General features: G+C 40.1%; 18 protein-coding genes and 1 pseudogene. 7 read left to right on the top strand and 12 right to left on the bottom strand.

The window, feature by feature from the left end; all coding sequences use genetic code 11:
- Positions 1 to 43: 43 nt before the first annotated feature.
- From I8751_RS04445 to I8751_RS04455, 3 genes are all read right to left on the bottom strand, one after another.
- Positions 44 to 916, bottom strand: a complete 873-nt coding sequence (locus I8751_RS04445) for a zinc metalloprotease HtpX (RefSeq protein ID WP_214437964.1) — start codon at positions 914 to 916, stop codon at positions 44 to 46.
- A 260-nt stretch (positions 917 to 1,176) separates the two neighbouring features.
- Entirely contained in the window at positions 1,177 to 2,301 is a 1,125-nt protein-coding gene (locus I8751_RS04450) for a site-2 protease family protein (RefSeq protein ID WP_214437986.1), read from the bottom strand.
- A gap of 142 nt (positions 2,302 to 2,443) precedes the next feature.
- Positions 2,444 to 3,172 (bottom strand): DUF3891 family protein, encoded by a 729-nt coding sequence (locus tag I8751_RS04455; protein ID WP_214437965.1) that lies wholly within the window; start codon positions 3,170 to 3,172, stop codon positions 2,444 to 2,446.
- A gap of 607 nt (positions 3,173 to 3,779) precedes the next feature.
- On the opposite strand from I8751_RS04455, the pseudogene I8751_RS04460 reads away from it, so the two are divergent.
- A pseudogene (locus I8751_RS04460) lies at positions 3,780 to 4,704 on the top strand (RNA-guided endonuclease InsQ/TnpB family protein); the annotation flags it as partial.
- A gap of 6 nt (positions 4,705 to 4,710) precedes the next feature.
- Here I8751_RS04460 and rbfA read toward each other — a convergent pair.
- Together rbfA and I8751_RS04470 are read right to left on the bottom strand one after the other, a co-directional pair.
- Entirely contained in the window at positions 4,711 to 5,124 is a 414-nt protein-coding gene (rbfA, locus tag I8751_RS04465) for a 30S ribosome-binding factor RbfA (protein ID WP_214437966.1), read from the bottom strand.
- Positions 5,125 to 5,252: 128 nt separating this feature from the next.
- Positions 5,253 to 5,459, bottom strand: coding sequence for a DUF751 family protein (locus I8751_RS04470; protein ID WP_214437967.1), 207 nt, complete (start codon positions 5,457 to 5,459; stop codon positions 5,253 to 5,255).
- Positions 5,460 to 5,624: 165 nt separating this feature from the next.
- Between I8751_RS04470 and I8751_RS04475 the strand changes: the two genes are divergently transcribed.
- Complete coding sequence (locus tag I8751_RS04475; RefSeq protein WP_214437968.1) at positions 5,625 to 6,452, top strand: DNA adenine methylase; 828 nt, start codon at positions 5,625 to 5,627, stop codon at positions 6,450 to 6,452.
- Here the strand turns inward: I8751_RS04475 and I8751_RS04480 are convergent.
- Positions 6,449 to 6,931 carry a PD-(D/E)XK nuclease superfamily protein gene (locus I8751_RS04480; protein WP_214437969.1) on the bottom strand — a complete coding sequence of 161 codons (483 nt, stop codon included), beginning with the start codon at positions 6,929 to 6,931 and terminating at the stop codon, positions 6,449 to 6,451. The genes I8751_RS04475 and I8751_RS04480 overlap by 4 nt on opposite strands.
- Before the next feature lie 433 nt (positions 6,932 to 7,364).
- Complete coding sequence (locus I8751_RS04485; protein WP_214437970.1) at positions 7,365 to 8,579, bottom strand: HetZ-related protein; 1,215 nt, start codon at positions 8,577 to 8,579, stop codon at positions 7,365 to 7,367.
- 195 nt (positions 8,580 to 8,774) lie between these two features.
- Between I8751_RS04485 and I8751_RS04490 the strand changes: the two genes are divergently transcribed.
- Complete coding sequence (locus I8751_RS04490; protein ID WP_214437971.1) at positions 8,775 to 8,945, top strand: hypothetical protein; 171 nt, start codon at positions 8,775 to 8,777, stop codon at positions 8,943 to 8,945.
- A gap of 3 nt (positions 8,946 to 8,948) precedes the next feature.
- Here the strand turns inward: I8751_RS04490 and I8751_RS04495 are convergent, their stop codons facing one another.
- Positions 8,949 to 9,608 carry an L-threonylcarbamoyladenylate synthase gene (locus I8751_RS04495; protein ID WP_214437972.1) on the bottom strand — a complete coding sequence of 220 codons (660 nt, stop codon included), beginning with the start codon at positions 9,606 to 9,608 and terminating at the stop codon, positions 8,949 to 8,951.
- A 152-nt stretch (positions 9,609 to 9,760) separates the two neighbouring features.
- On the opposite strand from I8751_RS04495, the gene larC reads away from it, so the two are divergent.
- Positions 9,761 to 11,041, top strand: coding sequence for a nickel pincer cofactor biosynthesis protein LarC (larC, locus tag I8751_RS04500; protein ID WP_214437973.1), 1,281 nt, complete (start codon positions 9,761 to 9,763; stop codon positions 11,039 to 11,041).
- Here larC and I8751_RS04505 read toward each other — a convergent pair.
- From I8751_RS04505 to I8751_RS04515, 3 genes are all read right to left on the bottom strand, one after another.
- The gene (locus I8751_RS04505) at positions 11,038 to 11,280 is read right to left on the bottom strand and encodes a hypothetical protein (protein WP_214437974.1); all 243 of its coding nucleotides are present in this window, start codon (positions 11,278 to 11,280) and stop codon (positions 11,038 to 11,040) included. The two genes, larC and I8751_RS04505, sit on opposite strands and share 4 nt — an antisense overlap.
- Before the next feature lie 49 nt (positions 11,281 to 11,329).
- Positions 11,330 to 13,723, bottom strand: a complete 2,394-nt coding sequence (locus I8751_RS04510; RefSeq protein ID WP_214437975.1) for an ATP-dependent helicase — start codon at positions 13,721 to 13,723, stop codon at positions 11,330 to 11,332.
- A gap of 338 nt (positions 13,724 to 14,061) precedes the next feature.
- A complete protein-coding gene (locus tag I8751_RS04515) occupies positions 14,062 to 15,990 on the bottom strand; it encodes a transglycosylase domain-containing protein (protein ID WP_214437976.1) in 1,929 nt (642 codons plus the stop codon).
- Between the two features lie 1,636 nt (positions 15,991 to 17,626).
- Here I8751_RS04515 and I8751_RS04520 point away from each other — a divergent pair.
- Positions 17,627 to 17,863, top strand: a complete 237-nt coding sequence (locus tag I8751_RS04520) for a DUF4327 family protein (protein ID WP_073645476.1) — start codon at positions 17,627 to 17,629, stop codon at positions 17,861 to 17,863.
- 770 nt (positions 17,864 to 18,633) lie between these two features.
- Here I8751_RS04520 and ruvC read toward each other — a convergent pair.
- Positions 18,634 to 19,125, bottom strand: coding sequence for a crossover junction endodeoxyribonuclease RuvC (ruvC, locus tag I8751_RS04525; RefSeq protein WP_214437977.1), 492 nt, complete (start codon positions 19,123 to 19,125; stop codon positions 18,634 to 18,636).
- 352 nt (positions 19,126 to 19,477) lie between these two features.
- Here ruvC and I8751_RS04530 point away from each other — a divergent pair, with 352 nt between their 5' ends.
- Entirely contained in the window at positions 19,478 to 20,848 is a 1,371-nt protein-coding gene (locus tag I8751_RS04530; protein WP_214437987.1) for a gluconeogenesis factor YvcK family protein, read from the top strand.
- 47 nt (positions 20,849 to 20,895) lie between these two features.
- The gene (gene tsaE, locus I8751_RS04535; RefSeq protein WP_214437978.1) at positions 20,896 to 21,351 is read left to right on the top strand and encodes a tRNA (adenosine(37)-N6)-threonylcarbamoyltransferase complex ATPase subunit type 1 TsaE; all 456 of its coding nucleotides are present in this window, start codon (positions 20,896 to 20,898) and stop codon (positions 21,349 to 21,351) included.
- The last annotated feature ends 27 nt before the right edge of the window (positions 21,352 to 21,378 follow it).

The raw sequence follows: 21,378 nt of genomic DNA on the forward strand, positions 1-21,378 counted from the left end.
TACAAGACTTTTTACTGGATCTGCACCTCATGATTAAGTAGCCTTAATAGGCTATTGTCGGCAATTGTTGCTCTAGCTTTAGTAATTCTTCAATTCTGACTTCGGTAGGAGGGTGACTAGAGAACAAGTTACCCATAAATTGCCCAGAGATGGGATGGATAATTAATAATGGCTCAAAAGCTGGATTAGCATTTAAAGGCATTTGTCGCGCTGTAGCTTCTAATCTTTGCAAAGCCCTAGCTAAAGCGCGAGGATTACCAGTTAATTTAGCAGCGCCAGCATCAGCAGAAAATTCTCGTGTGCGCGAAATTGCTAACTGAATAATTGTGGCAGCTATCGGTGCAAGAATTACTGTCACCAAAACACCTAAAGGATTTCCACCTCTATTGTTATCTCGCGATCCTGCACCACCAAACCAAAGGCTGTAACTAAGCATTTGTGCCAGAAATGAAACAGCACCAGCAACTGTGGCAGCAACGGCTTGTGTTAAGGTGTCACGATTAATAATGTGGGTCAGTTCATGAGCAATAACACCTTCTAGTTCATCCTCTGGCAAGATATTTAAAATGCCTTCGGTGACAGCTACAGCCGCATGTTCTGGATCGCGTCCTGTCGCAAAAGCGTTAGCATTTTGGCTGGGAACGATGTAAATTTTCGGCATCGGAATCTTAGCGCGATCGCTTAACCTCTGCACCATACGATAAAGTCCCGGCGCTTCTGCTTGACTTAAAGGTTGAGCGCGGTAAACTCCAAGGGCAATCTTATCTGATTGATACCAAGAAAATAGATTGGTTACTGCTGCTAAACCTATTCCTATAACTAAGCCACCAGTACCGCCTATTACCCAGTAACTAATGGCAATTAAAAGACCACTCAGCGCAGCTAACAAAGCAGCTGTTTTCAATTGATTTGTCATGTTTTTGCTCTCCTGCTAATGCTGTTTCTATTTTTTAAATAACAGCATCACTTAAGCCGCACTTCAATTGTATCTAGCTCAACTAAGACGCATGGTGCAGAAAACATGTAATCCAAGTACGGTTTTCCCACTCATCTGTAAAAATACAATTGGTTTTAGTTTTAGGATACTTTTGAGGTTTAAGGGTTTTTTATCCAAAAAAAACTCCCTCAGCGATTCTGAAGGAGATTGAAAAAGGAATTTTTTTGAATTCAGATAAATTATGCAGGGTTAGGTTGATATCTGTTTTGCAGTAGTTGGATCACCGCAGCTTTTTCTAAAATTCCAACTAGAACACCATTGTCACGAATTACAGGTAAGGCAGATAACTTTTGTTGTTCGAGTAGTTGCACTACTTCCAACAAGGGTTGATCTGATTTGACTGTAGTAGATTGGGCAATCGGTCGCATGACTTGTCTGACTGGAGTTTCTGACCACATTGTTGTCGAAACACTCCGCAAGTCATCAATGGCGATCGCACCTACTAATTGCCCATCATTATCTGTGACTAAGAATTGCCGCCAGTCTTGTCCACTCATAATTCGCCCATCAGCAAATTCTCTCAGGCTAAGATCCGCAGATACAATTGGACTGTTTAGTGTTACTGCATCTGCTGCTGTCAAACCTGTGAGTTGTTCTTGTACTCTGGCATATTGAGCTGCATTCCCAGCATTTTGCAACAGAAAGAAACCAATTAACAAGTTCCAAAAATTAGCGAAGCTGCCAAAGAATAGTAGCGGTAGTAAACCAGAAGCGATCGCTACCCAACCAAATACTTGTCCAACTCGACTAGCAAAAGTCACACCTTTATAAGGATTGCCTGTAATTTTCCAAACGATCGCTTTTAAGATATTACCGCCGTCTAAAGGCAAGCCAGGAATCAAATTAAATAGTGCTAACACCAAGTTAACAGTAGCTAGAACCCCAAGGATTGCAGCTAAGGGGCCTGATGCGGCACTAGCAACAGCAATTCCTGTAATTATTCCACTGAGTAACAAACTAACTAAAGGCCCGGCGATCGCTACCCAAAAAGCTTCTGCTGGGGTTTTCGATTCTTTTTCTAAGCTTGCTAAACCGCCAAATATGAATAATGTGATCGATTTCACATCGATTCCTTGGCGAATCGCTACGAAGCTATGTCCTAATTCATGGGCGACGACAGAGGCAAACAATAACAACGCTGTCATCAATCCCAGTAGCAAGGCTATTCCCCCAGTTAATTGAGGAAATTGCGCCGCCAGTCCACTGCTATAACTCCAAGCTACTAAGCCCAGAACTAAAAACCACGACGGATGGATATAGAAGGGAATCCCGAAGAGATTACCAACGCGAATTGTGCCATTCATGTCGTACACCTTTGATTTCATTTGCGAGAGTTTTGCGTTTACCTCTCTTATGTCCTAATTGTAACGGAGTGTTAAGGAATTTTAATCTTGCTAATGGTCGTAGTCTCCGTCCGTTAAGGTGCGGTTATTAGGAATACAAGGTCTAGCTTTTAACAAATGTCCATTCCAGCACCTTGATGGGGGCTTGTTGCAGTGCTTGAATCAGTTCGGCGTTACTGTCAAACTTGAGTTGTTCTAGGTTACAGGCTTCGACGTTAACGGTAAACTGATGATCTTGAAAAGGCCAGGGTTGGACAGTAACTAAGCGATCGCTACGTTGCATAATTTCATAGCGTTGCTTGTCAGGGCCAATACTAATTTCTAGAAATCGTTCATCAGCAGGTAGTTCATGTTGACAAAGGATCAAAGAAAGGCGATCGCACCATTGCATAAATGCATAAGCTGTATCTACTTCTTCCTTTTCAATACCTAGTTCTTTACGCAAATGTTGCTGATTTTGGAGTTGTTCATCAAGAAATTTATCCATTTCTGAAGATTTACCCCGTTTTGACTCATTCAAACGGCTAATATGCATAGAAGTTAATAAAGTAACCCACCGTCCTCGGTAGCGGGAACTATTTACCATATCTGCTAATTGCTTAACAGAGGTTTTTTGGTTCAGGGTGAAATCCATTGGCGCACCCCCTTCGGTTAGATTGTCTTCCTCCCATTCTTTTTCTAGGTCATCGTGATGGGAAATTGCAGCCAGCGTCTCATATAATCGTGCTGGAGCATTTTGGCGTTTCCACTGTCCTGCTAATTGAGCTGCGAGTAAAGCATGGGCACGGTGATAAATGATTTCCCAACCTTTTTGCGTAGCCTTGACAATCACAAATTAATCTCCTGACTTGAAGTGGTGATTATTAATTTCATTTATGGATAAGGAAGGTACAGGTGTACGGACTTTTTTAAAAAATCAAATAAAAGTCATGTACAAAAAATTTAGACATGGATAAAACAATCAAATTCTTGAACATAAAATATAAGATTGTTCTGAATATTTTGATAAAAATATCCTAAAAAGAATAAACGTTTTTATCCTCTTTCTAAGGTCTTGTTAATTTAATTTTCAGCCTATCAAAAGACTGACCTTCATGAAACAAGAAGACTTGGGTAAAATTTACTTGACCCACAACCAAATCAATCCGCAGGATTGACAGGGCAAGGGGGTCGATGATAGCGGAGCGTTAGCGAGTCATCGAGCGTCGGAATCACCATTTTCTTTGCTTGGTAGTCGGTCAATCCAATCTTCTATTACTTGGGTTACAGTCTTATCTTTGCTTGTTGCGTACAGCCTAAGCTTGTTCAATCTGCGTGTTGACATTCTGACGCTTAATCTAGAATCTTTCATAAAGGATAAACATTGTGTACCCATTTATGATAAAATATATCTGGTGTCGAAAATTAAGAAATGAGGATTGCATACCAGTACAAACTACAAGCCAAGGTTTAAATCTAGAAGTAGATATAAAACCTTCACTTATCCTCAGATGAAAGAAGAATGTTTGCAGCGAAAAGTTTGTGGAGAAGGTTTTATATCACAAAACTTTTCAAGACAAGGTGACTTGATTAATTTCCCCAAATTGGGATTAATAAAAGTTATTTTGCATCGTCAACTCCCTACTGGTTTCAAAATTAAAACTGCTTCTGTCACCAAAAAAGCAGATGGATACTACATCACTTTAAACCTAGAAGACCCTACAGTTCCTAATGTTAAGCCTGATATCAACCCCGAATCAATTACGGGCATGACTTGGGATTGAAGGAGTTTTTAACAACCTCTGAAGGTGATGTTGTGGCTATTCCAAAACATTACAGGAAAGCACAAAAACGCCTAAGAGTTATTCAGAAACGAGTATCTAGGCGTACAAAAGGTAGTAAAGGAAGACAAAAAGCAGTTAAGCAGCTAGGTAAGCAACATAAAAAAGTTGCTGATAAGCGTCGTGATTTTCACTTCAAGACTGCTAATTATCTACTCAAAAAGTATGATGTCGTAGTCCATGAAGATTTAAATATCAAAGGACTATCAAAATCCAGACTAGCAAAGTCAGTTCATGATGCTGGGTGGTCAAGCTTCTTATCAATTCTTGCAAATAAAGCCGAAAATGCTGGTTTGCTTGTGATAGCTGTTAACCCAAAAACACATCACAAGATTGTTCTATTTGTGGTGCTAAAGTCCCTAAAAAGTTGCATGAACGCTGGCATAATTGCCCTCATTGTTCATGTAACTTGGATAGGGATCATAACGCTGCAATCAATATAAAAAATAGGGCGGATGGGCATACCGTTCTTAAAGCCAAGAGCCTCCTAAGCAATAGCCGGATTGTCTTGGAGGCCTACACTTACTGCGAAGCAGAAGTGTAGGAGGTGTCACGATTCCTCATCATATTCATCTGTAGTATCTTCAGCCGCTGCTAGAGTTTCTGGCGATCGCTGATACTGGAGTTGGTTTAAAAGCGATAATACCTTAGTGCCCCGTTCTATGGAAGGGTCTTCGATAAAAATTACTTCTGGCGTGCGACGTAATCGTACCCGCGCGCCAAGTTCGCTGCGAACGAAACCTGTGGCCGATTTCAAGCCTGCCATTGTTTCTGCCTTGGCTTCATCTGTACCATAGATACTGACGTAGATTTTAGCGTGTTGTAGATCGCCAGAAACATCTACATCGGTAACACTAACCATACCCGTACCCACCCGATCATCTTTAATACCATTGAGTAGCATTTGGCTAACTTCCCGTTTTATCAGTTCTGCAACGCGGGAAATGCGGCGATTTGTAGCCATAAAATTTACGCCTCCTTACAGAGGTTGTACAACATAATTGTAAAAGCAATTTAGAAAGGACAGTCTTTAACACTGGCAATGCCACCAATAACAACTGTCTGTGGGGAAAATCCCTAGATAACCCCAGCCTAGATGGTAGTCAAGCCCAGCATTGCACGTAGGGTGAGAGAAACAAAGACCAAGCTACCCACAAACAAACCCAAAAGGGCAATTAAGGTAACTGGACGTTTCAAAAGTGGCATTAATGGCTCAAACGTGTTCAGAAACACGCCTAAGAGAACAGTAACGAAATAACGGGGGTAGCGAGAAATGTTATCCCAAAATCCATCAAACATCTGAATATAAACTACCTTGCTATAGACTTACGTTTGTTTTGATGTGCTTTATCCCTACTAATTGTAATCTATACAGGTGAAAAATTTCCCACTTAATATAAAATATGGTTCTTCAGTTAATTTTTGTTATATTTATTAGCCTAGTTTTAGTTAAATTTTGACGAAATGGTAACTCAAATCCCTAAAGAAGCTTGCCCGCGTCCATTTTTAAAGTGGGCAGGCGGTAAAAGTAGGTTAATTCAACAATATATTCCCTATTTTCCAAAACATTATAAAACTTACTACGAGCCATTTTTAGGTGGTGGTGCTGTTTTTTTCTATCTCCAACCTCCAAAAGCAGTTTTGACTGATATTAATGCTGAATTAATTACTACTTATCGTTGTGTTAGGGATAATGTAGAGGAATTAATTTATTTATTGAAAGAACATAAATATAAACATACAAAAGACTATTACTATAATGTCAGAGCAAATGATGAAGGCACTACTTTAGAAAAAGCTGCCCGTCTAATTTATCTGAATAAAACTTGTTTTAATGGTCTATACCGAGTCAATTCTCAAGGACAATTTAACGTACCGTTAGGCAGGTACGAAAATCCTAATATTTGTCCTGAAGATTTACTCAGACTAGCTTCCAAAACACTTTCGACATCTGGGCTTCAACAAGCAGATTTTATAGATGTGCTGAATCAAGCAAATAGCAGTGATGATTTTGTATATTTTGATCCGCCATATTATCCAGTGAGTCAAACCAGCAACTTTACGGCTTATAGTAGCTATTGTTTTGCTGAGGAGCAACAAATTAAACTTAAGGACGTATTTGTAAAACTAGCTGACCGGGGAGTAAAAATTATGTTGTCTAATTCAGATTGTGATTTTATTCGTAATTTATATAGTTGTTTTAATATATATACTATATCAGCAACTAGATCAATTAATTCTAATAGCAAAAAGCGGGGAAATATTACTGAAGTATTAGTTACTTCTTATTAAAGATGATTATTAGACCATACAAGAAATGAACTTAAGTTATAAACTGCTAACAAATTTTGATTTTCAGCAACTTGTGCAGATAACCATGATATGGCTTTTGCTTTCATTCCTCCACCGTCAATTAATACGAGCGCTTGTGTAGGATAGCATTTTTGAATATTCAAGTTAAGGTAAGGTAGTTTTTCATCAACTGAACCACTAGTCTGCTGCCATTTACACTCAATAATCAACCCAGAGGATATAGATGCAGAACCAATAATATAAAAATCTACATATATATCACTACCATAAATTCCTTCTCCAATATAAACCTGCTTTGCATATCGTTTTGGTATGCTTTTAGAGTTTATAAGCCATTCAAATCTTTGTTTTTTTGGTAAATCAAACCCGACTTCAACATATTGATGTCCCAGCAAAGCGCCTTCTACGGTTCTTTCTAAGACATTGCCAGAGATAACTGCTCTTGCGCCTTGAGTCATATTTATCCTGATTATTTTCACAAGGTTTCCTAATTTTAGGATTCCTTGAAAGCAGGACAAGTGGTCAATTACTTAATATGAATTTTCATTTTGGATATGTGAGGCTGTATTAATAAGTAACAGAAAAACAAGTTGGTACTGGTGTACTAAAAAGATACAAATGTATTAATAATCTAGATATGGCTCTGAGACAAATTCAATAAACATCTTGTATAAATACTTTGGTATTGCTGCAAATATCTTTAAAAGCTCGCGCAAAGACGCAAAGGAGAACGCTAAATCAAGTTCTACATTTCAGTGTTTAAATATTCGTGCAAGAGGTCTAATAATCATACCTTGAGCAGCTAATTATAAAGATACAAGTCTAATTCATTCAAGCCCTCGGATTTATTTGTAGGATTCTTAATTTTTAATTCCTCTACGGGGGTTGATTTTAGCCTGCTTGAGCTTCATTATTACCGTTACGAATATCCCAGGCTAATTCTAATAACTGAGTCCAGCGCTTTTGTAGTTGTTTAGGAGTGCATTTAATTATTTTAGCGATCGCCTGATCACTTTGCTGGGCAATTTTTAACTGTAAGATTTGCTGTTGCTGTGGAGATAACGTACCCAAAAAGGTTTCCCATTGTTGAGCAGACAATCCCAACTTATGTTCTAACCCTGCACCTAACCATTGATGTACTAACTGCCATTGATGTTGCTTAGCAAACTTTTCCGCATGGTATTTAAAACGTTGTTGCAGATAGTCGCGTTGACGGCTAGTTAAACCCAAAATTTCGTCGATTTCTGGTGCTGAGAGGTCTTGGAGTTTGAGAGTTAAGTAATCTACGCAGTCCGATTGACCTTGAGATTCCAAGTATTTTACCAATTCTGAGATGACGCGATCGCGCTCTGATGCTTCAGATGGGTCGAAGCTAGCTTGAGCAATCATTTTCGACCGAATTTGTTGCGCTGCGGAGCTACGCTGGTAAGATTCTGCTTCTTCGCTTTTAGCAGATTCTACTGCCATTTCGATATCTACAGTGGTTTCTTGGGGTTGACGACGAGCAAAACCTTGGGCACGTAAAATGATTAATTGCTGATTATTTCCACCGGGTAAATTGATGCGGCGCTTGGCATACTGCTCTGTAAAAGCGATGTATTCTGCTAATTGCAGCTGAGTTCGTGGGGTGTAATCTTCTGGTAATTCGTTTTCTCGGCGGAAAGCTTTAACAGCTTCAATATAAAAGGCTTGTAAAAAATCTTCAATCAGACTGTAGCGAGCATCAAACCCTAATTCTGAGCCGGAAACTGTCACATGACGGTAAACCATAGCACCCAAAGTACTATGTAATTCCACACGTCCTTTTCTGGAACCAAGGCGATAGTAATGCAGGCACTTTTGCAAACGATGTCTAGACAAAGTAAGCTGCCAAGATTGGATTTCTCCCGATGTTTGAATGCGGTAGCTCTTGTCGCAAATTCGTTTGACTTCTTTAGCTATACGTTGGGCTAAAGCTTGTATACACTCAGGCGCTGCTTTGACTTGAGGTTGCATTTCTTGATATAGCAGTTGCATTAAAGTATTGGTAACTGGTACTTCTTCAATGGCAACGCAGGACTCAAAAGTGGATGTAGAGGTTGGTAGATTGGCAAGGTTAGCTTTCATGACTTTTCCTGAGTGTGGTATCGCACCTTAACTACAACGCAGAGACAGTATCTGAGGCATCTTGGTTGAATTATCATTTGGTATTCATCCATCAAGATTTTCTGCAAGCACTGCTCATATATAAGACTGTAGGAAATCTCAAAAAGTTACAGTGATAGTAGTGTGTCGCTTTTTTCACAAGCAACTAAATTGAGGGTGACACAAGTATATTTATCAGACATTAAAAGTAGCCAAAACGCTTGCTATGTCGAACCTTTCCTTCATCCAGTTCTCTCAGTTTCCAATTTGTGTAAGTATGACAATCCCGAAACTGGAGTATTTTTAATACATTATTCCGAAATCGGCGAAGCAGCTCGTGAAGTGTAATTTTTATACCCACGCTGTCACTGCTTCCCAACCTAAGCCCCGTCTTGTAATCATTGGTTCGTCTCCCGTCAAGTCCAAAATTGTAGACACTTGGTATGTTGGTTCCTCACCAGTGTCTACAATGACATCCACTAAGTTATCCAAGCGGTCAAATAGCTCTACACGTGACATTCTCAGTTCTGAATTTAGCCCCACTGTGCCATCATCTGCCTCGTCTGGCGGTAAATGTGCCGAAGTCGAAATAATCGGATTTCCTAACGCTGCTAGTAATGCTAAACATGCGGTATGATTTGGTACGCGAATGCCAGTAGTTTTTCGCTTGGGGCTTTGCACCAGCCGTGGTACTAACTTAGTGGCGGGTAACAAAAAGGTGTAAGGGCCTGGTATCAGGTGTTTCATAATCCGATAAGCTGTATCACTGACAAAAGCATAAGTTGCCACATTCGATAGTGAAGGACATAAAAATGTCAGTGGTTTATCGTTTGCTAGCTGCTTAATTTGCCGCACTCGTTCCACCGCTGACTTGGCATTTAAATCACAACCAATGGCATAGACTGTATCAGTAGGGTAAAGCATAACTGCGCCACTAGAGAGCGCTGATTTTATTTCCTCTATTCGGCGGATTTGAGGATTATCAGGATGGACTGCAAAAATTTTTGCCATAAAGAGTTGGAATGAGAGATTTGGGGTTGTATATGAAAAGGAAAATTATAGAATTAAGCGTTGCAGATGTATTTAGAGGCAGAAGATCGCCTCCTCAAAAGACGCAAAGTTTTACATCACAATACTAAAATTCAGCTAACTAATTTATCTATATGATTAAACTTGCTTATCTTCAATGTCCGACGGGGATTTCCGGTGATATGTGCCTAGGAGCCTTAGTTAGTCTGGGTGTCCCCGTGGAGTATTTAGTAGAAAAACTCAATGGTTTGGGAATTGCCCAGGAGTACCAATTAAGGGCAGAACTTGTTCAGCGCAATGGTCAGCAGGCGACAAAAGTTCATGTAGATTTAGTAGACCATGATCACCAGCACGACCACAAGCACAGTCACCGTCACGGACGGCACTTGCCAGAAATAGAGCTGATGATTAGCAAAGCGGGGTTGCCATCACGGGCAGAAGCTTGGAGTTTAGCAGTATTTCGGCAGTTAGCAGTAGCAGAAGGGGCAGTACATGGCATTGCGCCAGAGAAAGTACATTTCCATGAGGTGGGTGCCGTAGATGCGATCGTGGATATCGTTGGCACTTGTTTGGGGTTGGATTGGTTGGGGATTGAAAGTAATCATGAAGGATTGCCCCTACTATATTGTTCAGCGTTCCCGACGGGAGGGGGAACAGTGCGGGCGGCACATGGTCAAATGGCAGTACCAGTCCCAGCCGTATTAAAGCTATGGGAAATGCGGGGTTGTCCAGTTTATAGCAATGGTATTGATCGGGAACTAGTGACACCTACAGGAGCTGCGATCGCCACTACTCTCGTTAAAGATTTTGGTGCGCCACCACCAATGACCATCAAGCAAGTAGGACTGGGAGCAGGTTCCATAGGTTTACCCATTCCCAATATATTACGTCTGTGGTTGGGCGAAAGTACTAATTTACAGGCAAATTTTACCAATTCTAACGATATTAGTTCTACCCTGGAGACAATATCAGTATTGGAAACCCAAATTGATGATTTAAATCCGCAGGCGATCGGCTATGTATTTGAGGCTTTGTTTGCCGTGGGTGCGGTGGATGTCTTTACTCAATCCATAGGAATGAAAAAGTCACGTCCGGGAATTTTACTAACTGTGATCTGCCATCCGGAAAATTTACTGAATTGTGAAGCAGTTTTATTCCGCGAAACAACTACTTTAGGAATTCGCCGGACTACCCAACAACGCACCATCCTTCAAAGAGAAATTCAACCAGTGGCAACTGAATACGGACAAGTACGCGTTAAGGTAGCATGGCAGGGAAAATTACCAGAGAAACTCATAGCTAACGTGCAGCCGGAATACGAAGATTGTGCAGAATTAGCTCGAAAACACAATATTCCCTGGCGTGAAATTCAGCGATTGGCACTACAAAGTTGGTATTTGGCACACAAAAACTAGAACATTAATTTAGTAATTTTCTGTTTTTCTCTGTCTAGAGTGATCAAATAAAAAAGGCGTTGCATAATTGCGGGATGATTTATCTCACGCAGAGGCAAGGCAGCGCGTTGGTGAGGCAGTCCGGTCTTGGGGGTTTCCCCCATGAGGAACTGCCGAAAGGGTTCCCCGACTTGTAGCGACTGCCGCGCAGAGGCGCAGAGAGAATAAGGAGTTAAAAAGTTCAATACATCAAAATTCATCCCTTGATTCAGCAATGCCAGAAAAAATGCAAAACTCTGCTCTATAGCTTCAATTCAGCTGTTGGGATATCATCGAGTTAACTACATATTCAGGAAACTGCCGCTTTAATGCCCCAAATACAGGACAAGGTGCTTGCTCTTGTAAATTTTCCGGTTTACTCCAGGTAAAAGGTGCTTTCTGCGCCGCAGACATCCACAATAATTGTTTCGCCCTTGTCATAGCAACATAGAGTAAACGATATTCCTCAGCAGTTTTCAAATGTTTTGATTGTTCCCAAGCTTGGCTAACATCTGGTATTTCTGATTCTCCGTGGAGAGCAGCCCGAATTTGAGCGCGAGCCACTTCTGATAAAGTAAAGTCGCCTAAAAACTGACTTTGGGGAGGAACCCAAAACCGACCAGGAATCAAGTTTTCATGCAGAAAGGGAATGAAAACATAGTCCCAATCTAGCCCTTTGGCTTTGTGCATGGTAATAATGGTCAGTTGACCAGTACGGGTATAACGCGCTTCTGAGTCTGCTGTTTCCACGGGTTCAAATCGCTCAGAACTAACAATTTCACTTAAAACCGACAATATCGCCCCCATCGAACTGTTACCAGCTATTTGTTGATTGACTCGTTCTGCCAGTTTGTCAGCGGTTGCGAGTTCTGCTTGGTCGTAATTTAACACCAAAGCTAGAAAGGAAATTAGTTGATAAAGAGGTAATTCTAACCGAGCGCGCAGTAAACTCCGACACAAGTGAGAGGCTTTTTGTACTGCTTCTGACTGGGGCGGAGCCAAAGGGCCAGGATACAAAAAATCTTCTGGGAGACTAGCCAAGGCGTTGAGGTCTTGGGTAGGAATCAATTGACGCTGTACCAACGCTTCTAAAGCAGCTTTGAGGTAATCAGGAGAATGGGGGCGATCGCAAAATTGCAGTAATGCCAAAATTTCTTGGGGAACATGGGAACGGCGATCGCGTTCTCCGACATCGTAAAGTGTAATATTATGCTCTTTACATATAGGAGTCAAAGCCTCTGCTAACCAACGACCTTGACGATTTTCTCTAACTAAAATCGCTCCACTAATTTTTGCTGGGTCTTCGGCAAATAACTCAATCACCCTTTGAGAAATCAATTCAACTGTGTGATGAATATCACGAGGGTTATAAATTTCTAATCCCCTTCCTACAGGCGCGGGGTTAGCATTGGGTTGAGGATCACCTGTACCAACAGGATGGATTGTCTGAGGACGAAAGGGAAGAGGAGAAATTTTTACTTTTCCTTGACTTCCATAAAAACTATTTACCCATTGCAGAGCAAAGTTAGCAGCTTCGAGAATAATTCTAGTACTACGACCAGCTTGATCCATTGTTGCTAATTTTTCTAGGCGATCGCACTCTTCACAAAATTGCCGAAAATAAATCGGATCAGCTGGGGTAAAAGTTGAGTTAATTGCTTGGTTGGGGTCGCCCACTCGTACTAAATTGAGTGCTGAATTAAGAGGAGAATTTTTTTGATTTTCCCCTGTTAAGTCACTCGCCAAAATCTCTAACAGTTGCGTCTGTAGGGGACTAGAATCTTGGGCTTCATCTTCAAAGACAGCGAAAACTTGGTTTTGCTCGATGTGTCTAGCACTGTCGTTTTCGAGAACGCGCAGCGCTGCTAAAATCATATCGTCGTAGTCGATAAAATCACGCGATCGCATGAGATTTTGATATTGCTCATACAACCCCGCCGCTACTTTCAAAATTGCATATTCTTCTGTAGTTTGTTGACTCCATTCCCGTAGCTTTTCTGGCAGGATACCAGAACTTTTAGCTTCATGAATGACTGTGGTAGCTAAATCTGGTAAAACTTCTGTTCGCAATACCGACTGACGGCGTAATCTTTCTGTTTCTTCCCCATCAAATTGATGACCTTCTAACAAGCGTAAATAATGCCTTGGATTGTTATTAATCCATTGTTCTACAGCTGTGCGAATGAAGCGATGGCTCTGGCTGGGTGTGATTAATGTGACATTTTCTAACTGTAAACCCGATAAATCAGGGTGGCGACTAGCAATATTTAATGCCAGACCATGCAAAGTATAGACAGCAAAGCCAGTCTGGGGTAATGCTAAATCATCTTTTAAATATTTGCGGATTTTTGCTTTAATATTGGCAGCAGCAGAGCGAGTAAAAGTCACAACTACAATTTGACGGCGAGAAGAAGAACGTGATGTAGCGGAATTTTCATATTGACGAGCGATCGCGATCGCCGCCGCCGCCGCCATTCCCGTAGATTTACCAGCCCCAGGAACCGCAGAAACAGCCAGTGGCCCAGATTGCCAGTCAGCCATTTGCTGTTGTCCTTGACGTAGACTATTGCGAATTCTTAAACTCTTCTCTCGCAGAGAATTGGCAAGCGATGATGAGTCAAGAGATTCTTGAGCCACAGTAGCGATAAAATTATCATCTGACATATAAAATTTGAGGTTTTAAATGTAATCACCAAACAGCAAATATAGCAATCCTAAATCATTCATAAAAATCTTTCTTGATTTCCTCTGAGTTCTCTGTGCCTCTGCGGTTGGTTAAAAATATTTAATTACAAATAACTGGCAGTTAGACTCCCAGAGCATATAAACTACGTTCCTCACAGAATGCGCTAACTTCATCACAAAATTGATTTATTAGACATCTCCAAAATAGTATATTTTGTGATAAAAAATATCAAAATAAGTTTTTTTTACACAAAAATATGAGTGAGATACTGAAATACATTGAAGAAATCGACTCTCTATTATGTGCAAGCTCAACGTTAATTGATATTAGGACGAGAAAACTTAGAAGCTGGTTTGAAGTTTTCTACTGGTACATCTTCAAGCGCCTTCTCCATAAAATCACGCCAGATAGGAGCAACCATACCTCCACCTGTTGCACGGTAAGCTAATTGTTTGTTGTCATCTCTTCCTACCCAAATGGCAGTTGTCATCTGGGGTACTGTACCAATAAACCAAATATCATTTTCTGAAGAAGTTGTACCAGTTTTTCCAGCGACTGGGCGTTTCATCGCAGCAGCTCTACCGGTTCCTTCTTTAACTGCCGATTGCATCACGTCTATAATGCTGGCTGATGCCCAAGGATTAAGAACTAGCTGAGGCTTTGGAGTATTGTCTAGTAACACATCGCCACTACTATTAGTCACACGAGCAATAAGTGTTGGAGGCGATCGCCAGCCATAATTAGCAAAAGTTGCATAAGCACTAGCCATTTCTAGTGGTGTCACACCTATTGCACCTAATGGCAAAGAAGTTACAGGTTCCATCGGACTCATGATTCCTAAAATACGGCAAATTTCTATAACTTTATTAATTCCTACCGCTTTGCCAATCTTCACCGCAGGTACATTACGAGACTGTGCCAAAGCAGTACGAATTGGCATTGCACCCTTAAAGCTATTATCGTAGTTGCGTGGAGAGTATGAGCCATCCATAACATCAGGATAGCTGACTGGAGAATCAAGCACCGTTGTACTTGGTGTAAACTTACCACTAGCAAAGGCAGTATAGTAAACAAACGGCTTAAAAGCAGAGCCAGGCTGACGCAGAGCTTGAGTTGCACGGTTAAATTCACTGACTTTTGAATCTACACCACCCACCAGTGCTTTGACAAATTGGGTACGTGGGTCAATTGCTACTAAAGCCATTTGATTCTTTTTTAACCCTTGACCTTCAAGAGTTTTATGCCATTTTTTGATAGTTTCTTCTGCCGTCATTTGCAAGTCGCTGTCTATTGTGGTTTGCACTCGCATTCCACCTTTAAGCATTGCATCATGGCCAAACTTTTTAATTAGTTCCTGTGCCACAGCATTAGTGACATAAGGAAAGATACTAGCTTCAAATGACTTAATTTTACCAAGTTTAATTTCTTGCTGGAGGGCATTATTATATTCTTGCTTGGTAATCCATTTCAATTTCAGCATTTGTCCTAGCACTTGCCTTTGTTTTTGTATAGCCAAATTCTTGTTTACAAAAGGGCTAAATTCTTCTGGAGCCTGAATTAAACCCGCCATCATTGCTGATTCGCCCAAAGTCAAATTCTTTGCCGATTTATTAAAGTAAGTCTGTGCTGCTGTTTCCACACCATAGTTATTATGACCCCAATAAACTTGATTGAGGTACATTTCTAAAATCCGGTCTTTACTAAGAATTTGCTCTAAACGAATTGCTAATACAGCTTCTGCTACTTTGCGGCTAAAAGCACGTTTGCGAGATAAAAAGAGATTTTTCGCCAACTGCATGGTGATAGTAGAACCACCCTCTTGCACAGAACCTGCTGACCAGTTAACTAACGCAGCACGTCCAATACTTCCTGGATCAATACCGCGGTGGTTGTAGAAATAATTATCTTCACTCGCTAAGATTGCCCGTTTTAAATTTGGGGAAATTTTATTTAGGGATACATTTATTCTGTTGGCTTCTCCATGCAGACCTACTAAAAGCTTGCCTTTGATGTCATATATATAAGTTGTTTCTGCCGGTGAGAAGTTCTGTATTTGTCTAATCTGTGGCAAATTATGGAAACTAATGGCTAAACCAACCAATCCTCCGGCAACAACAGAAGTTGCCAACATATTGATTGATAACAGAGTACCACCAGTGACGAGACCTACTTGTCTCCAAAATTCGAAACTAGGTGAAGTCTGAATTTCTGCTTGTTGCTGTTCAAAAGTTTCTGACGATGACACGGCAATTTTATTTCCTTAGTTGTAAATACAATGACAATTTATTTAACTAAATGCGTCAAGCAATTGTTTTGTAAAGATAATAATTGATGATTACAAGAGTGAACAAATTGCAACCAATACTACATATTTAATTTTAATTAGAGCTTAGGAGATTTCTAAATCAGAAATAGTATTGATATTACCTACACACCTTTATCAAAATCTCAATAAAAAAAGAAAAGCTCACGAAATAATAGACAAGGCCTTGTTCGTAAAGTATTGAATCAACAATCCTTTTAAGTACGACTTGGCGTGTATCCTCACCAATTAACGTTTATATTATAATTTTTAGCTAATAAGATGCTTAAAATGCTTTTTTGCAATAATTTTTATTTTATAGATGCAGCTTGAGATTTTTTGATAACTCTGCAACACAAGTGTTTCCAAGAATTAGTTCGAGTGTAATAAATACTAAATTAGTATATTATCTCCTCATAATAAAATATAACTACTTATTATAATTGCTCTTAAAACATAACCCTCTAACAAAAGTTATAAAAGATCAAGTCAAAAGTTAGGGATTATGCAAAACATGAGTAGATAAGTCTTTTAGATCAAGCAATATTAATTTGTTAACCTAGCTTAATTAGAGTTAATTGCCTCATTTGGACAAAAATTAGTATTTATTGACGAAGATTTATATCCTGGGCTTAGTGAAAAGCTTTCAACCAACTTCTATCTAAAGATAGTAATAAAAACTAGAAAAATAATGCAACATTAAAACCTAATTTTGAAATCAAAATAATAGCTAAACCATGAAAAATCAAGCTTAAAAAATAAAAACAACAAATGAGTTGGACAAATCATCAAATACAGTGGAAATTTGCTGTCAGTGCAAATGATGAGTTCAATAAAACTTTACAGAGTACTACCGCCAAGAATTTACATAGTCAGACTGTAACAGGTGAAAACTTGGCTCAGTGATGGTTTTCGCCTTCGTGCGCTAGTTATGGTTACAATAGGCGATTTGGCGATCGCTTTGCCTAAGTTGCTGCTACTCTAAAGGCACATCATCCTACTATTTCACAGGTGCTAATCCAAAGCAGCCTGTTTGTTTACTATGCAGCAACTAAGCAAAAAACTACAGATGTTTTTAAGAAATGATTAACAGATGGTGCGTTACAAGTTTTTTTGGTGTAGGGTAGCCCTGATGTTTGGCAACACTTTATACCATTGCTTTCAACAAAAATCCCCGTGTTGTTCAACGATGCATAAATACCAACGTCTGTAGGTTTGGCTCTACAGTGATTATTCAGCACATTAACAATCCACCTTGCAAAATATTTTCACCTACCCAATCATGCTTGAAAGTAGTAGCAGCAAAACTTTGAGACTTTTTAAATCCAAGCTGAGCAACTTTTTTTGCGGGTTAAGTTAACTACCGTCATAGGACAAGATGAAACACATTTAGGCTGTATGTCAGGAAACGTTGACTTTTGTAATATTTCTTAGGATAATTTTAGGATGTGTAGCGTCAAAATGGAAATAGTTCCGTATAGCAAACTACAAAACCCTAGCCACAAGTCTCATCCTTGTCATGTTTGTTCCCAGTAATTCTTGGGAACACTATCTACGTGTAAATTTGTGAGTAAAAACCATGAGTGTGAATACGGTGCCTTCTATCAACTACTATTCTCTGGACATCATCCAAGACGAAGCTCGTCGACTGGTGCAGAAGGGAATGGTCAGCAGACAACAGCCAATATATACGCTCTGCCAATACATCCCAGCGAGAGAGTGGGTTTGCGTTGAATGTGAGTTAGAGAAATGCGACTTCTTGCTACGCGATCGCATCGGTGATTTAATTGGTCGTGAACAATGGGACAATGACTAATTCACTGGATGATTTTGGATTGGGAGTTTCTTTTAGAAATTTAGATTTGACAAGAAATCCAGTCAAGACCTAGTTTGAGGTGAAATCTCTAGTTGTGATCAATATCCCCCCATCCAGAATCTTCTATTTTCTATATAATGCCAAAGCATTAGAATAGGATTGATGCAACTTTTCAAGCTAGCCTGAACATTGAAAAAGTTTGTTGTGTAGATCTAATGTTATTAGTTGAATATCCTATGTAGATTTACTGGCCAGAGCAGCTCTTTATATTGAACTGCTCCGGTAATTTTTCAGAAACTATTTTTTAGCCCTATTTTATACGTAAAGAGTACTTGTTCGCATCCCAATAATATTCGGTTAAGCGTTTTTAGCATTGCATAAACGCGGGATGAATTATTGAATTACAGATATTTATTTATACTTTGAATAACGAATTAACAACCAAATTTAATGCTTAAGCATATCTACTTATCTGGATTGGGTATAGTTGTGCTAGGTAATGACGTAAACGCATTAATGACCACAATTTAAACAAATGTGATCAGCGCTTACCATTTTTCTGTCACAACTACGGACAATGCACGATAGAAGATCTCAATTCATCTCTGTATTACCCAACACCCAGATAAATTATAGATAAATGTGTACTGCAAGCAACCGAAAACGGTTATGTTTGCCCATCTTCATACCTCAGTACGACTTAGCTTTTGATATAACTTTTTTACGCTCATTTGGTTAGTTTCTAACTTTATTCTCGTTTTACAAATAAATTAAAGCTGGAACCATGCCGTCAAAGCCACCGCTAAAGCATCAGCAGCATCATCTGGCTTAGGAATTTCTTCTAAATTTAACTCTCGTGCGACTGCATCTTGAACTTCTGATTTATCTGCATTGCCGTAGCCTGTTAAAGCTTGTTTGATTTGGGCAGGAGTAAATTCTATGTATGGTAAATTATGTTGCGCTAAAGCCAACATAACTACACCTCGTGCTTGTGCCACAAGGATTGTACTTGACATACGATAGAAGAACAATTTCTCGATTGCAACCAAATCTGGTTGTAGTTCTTGAATCAGGGTGTGCAAATCTTCAAACACAGTACATAGGCGCTGTCCCATTTCTACATCTGCCGACGTTCGTATTACCCCAAAATCCAGCATATTTACTGCTGTGTCTCGTCCTTGAGTAGGAATTTGTGTGCAGGTAATTGCCCCAAATCCTAAAATTGCTAGTCCCGGATCTAATCCTAAAATTCGTTTTTCCATTAAATGCACTTTTATCAAGCCAGATTACTGTTTTATGGAGAACACTGGCAACTTTAACCCTGTTCTGTCACTCTCGGAAAACAATAATCGAAGCAATATCCTGAAACTTTGATTGAGCCAAGCTTTGAGGCTTTATTTTCTAACAGTAACTAAAATTTATAGCCAAAACTTAGAAATTAAAGCCTCGAAAGGCTTTCAGCGATTGGGTTCTCCCAAAGTGATAAAAGAGGGTTAACGACTTACTCTTAATTTAGTGGCATTGAAAAATTTAATAATGCCCCGCTTGGTGTTAAAACCAGGTAGTGTACATTTTCTGTTAATTATTAGTTTGTCCCATTGCTCCCAATTAGGTATGTCAATCGGTTTTCTCAGACAAGCCCTCAACACTCTGCAAAAACAGTCGCGCAGTCGAACTTCCCATCGGGTCAACCAGTGGTTCAAGTGGTTATCCCCTGGACTATCTGTCAAACGTTGGTTGTTAATCAGTGTTGGAGGCGTACTGCTGGCTAGTTTGGGGTTAGCTATTTGGATTAAGCTAACCCCAATTTTTTGGATGATTGAGTTGGTTAGGGGTTTTCTAGGAGTTATCGCCAATCTTTTACCCAACTATATTAGTGGGCCTTTAGTGTTGCTTGGCGGCTTACTGTTGCTGCTTTGGGGGCAAACTCGCACTGTCAGCTCAATTACTAAGGTGTTAAGACCGGAAGGTGAAGAAGAACTTATAGATGTTCTGCTAGCCTATCGGCGATTATACCGAGGCCCGAAAATTGTAGTCATTGGTGGTGGTACTGGGCTTTCTACCTTGTTAAGGGGACTCAAAACTTACAGTGCTAATATTACTGCTATTGTCACTGTAGCTGATGATGGTGGGTCTTCTGGACGCTTGCGCCAAGAATTCGGAGTCTTACCACCAGGGGATATTCGTAATTGTTTGGCAGCCCTAGCAGATGAAGAAAAGTTATTAACAGAATTATTTCAATATCGCTTTCGGGCTGGGGATGGGTTAACAGGACACAGTTTTGGTAATTTGTTTTTAACGGCGATGAGCGATATTACTGGCGATTTAGAACGAGCTGTTGCAGCCAGTTCTAAAGTGCTGGCCGTACGAGGACAAGTTTTGCCAGCAACTCTTAGTGATGTTCGCCTTTGGGCAGAATTAGCCGATGGTCGTCGGATTGAGGGCGAGTCCAGTATTCCTAAAGCTGGGGGAAAAGTTGTAAAAATCGGCTGCATTCCTGCTAATCCCCCAGCAGTACCAGCAGCTATTAAGGCAATTAAAGAAGCTGATTACATTATTATTGGCCCAGGTAGTCTCTATACAAGCTTAATTCCTAATTTACTTGTACCAGAAATTGCCGATGCGATCGCTGCAACACAAGCCCCACGTATCTATGTCTGCAATATCATGACCCAACCGGGAGAAACTCAGGGATACACAGTTGCTGATCACATTAGAGCAATTGATACTGCTTGCGACCATAGACAGCTTTTTGATGCTGTCTTAGTACATAAAAAATCTCCCTCTGAACAATCACTTATCCGCTACGCCCAACAAAATTCTCATCCTGTCTTCTTAGATAGAGAAGCTGTATACCAACTAGGGCGACGGATTGTCCCAGCGAATATTTTGTATGAAGATGAAACAGGTTGTGTGCGTCACAATCCCCAAAAATTAGCACGAGTTTTGTTACGTTGGTACAGTGGGACTCATCATGTGAAATGAGGAAGCAAGGGGACAAGAACAAAACTATTGACCACTGACTCTTGACTATGAAAATATTTCTTGCAGATGCAGAGGCGACACTACGTTTGGGTATTACTCTTGGTCAGACTCTTAGTGCCGGCAGTGTCATCTTACTAGAGGGGGATTTAGGTGCTGGCAAAACTACGCTAGTACAAGGGATTGGACAGGGTTTAGGCATTACTGAACCAATTGTTAGCCCTACTTTTACTCTCATTAATGAATATACGGAAGGACGCTTACCGCTTTACCATTTAGATTTATATCGCTTAGAACCACAAGAGGTTTTAGCCTTGAACCTAGAAACTTACTGGGAAGGTTTTGAGGTAATACCAGGTATTGTAGCGATTGAGTGGGCTGAACGAATGCCCTACAAGCCTTATGTTTATCTCAAGGTACATTTGACTTATAGAAATGAGGGCGATCGTCAAGCCGAAATTATACCTTTCAATTGTGCCATCAGCGAATTTATTGCTACCATCTAAGTATTTTTTCCCAACCTCAGAAAAATA

This window comes from Atlanticothrix silvestris CENA357, assembly GCF_016056295.1.
Lineage (GTDB): Bacteria > Cyanobacteriota > Cyanobacteriia > Cyanobacteriales > Nostocaceae > Atlanticothrix > Atlanticothrix silvestris.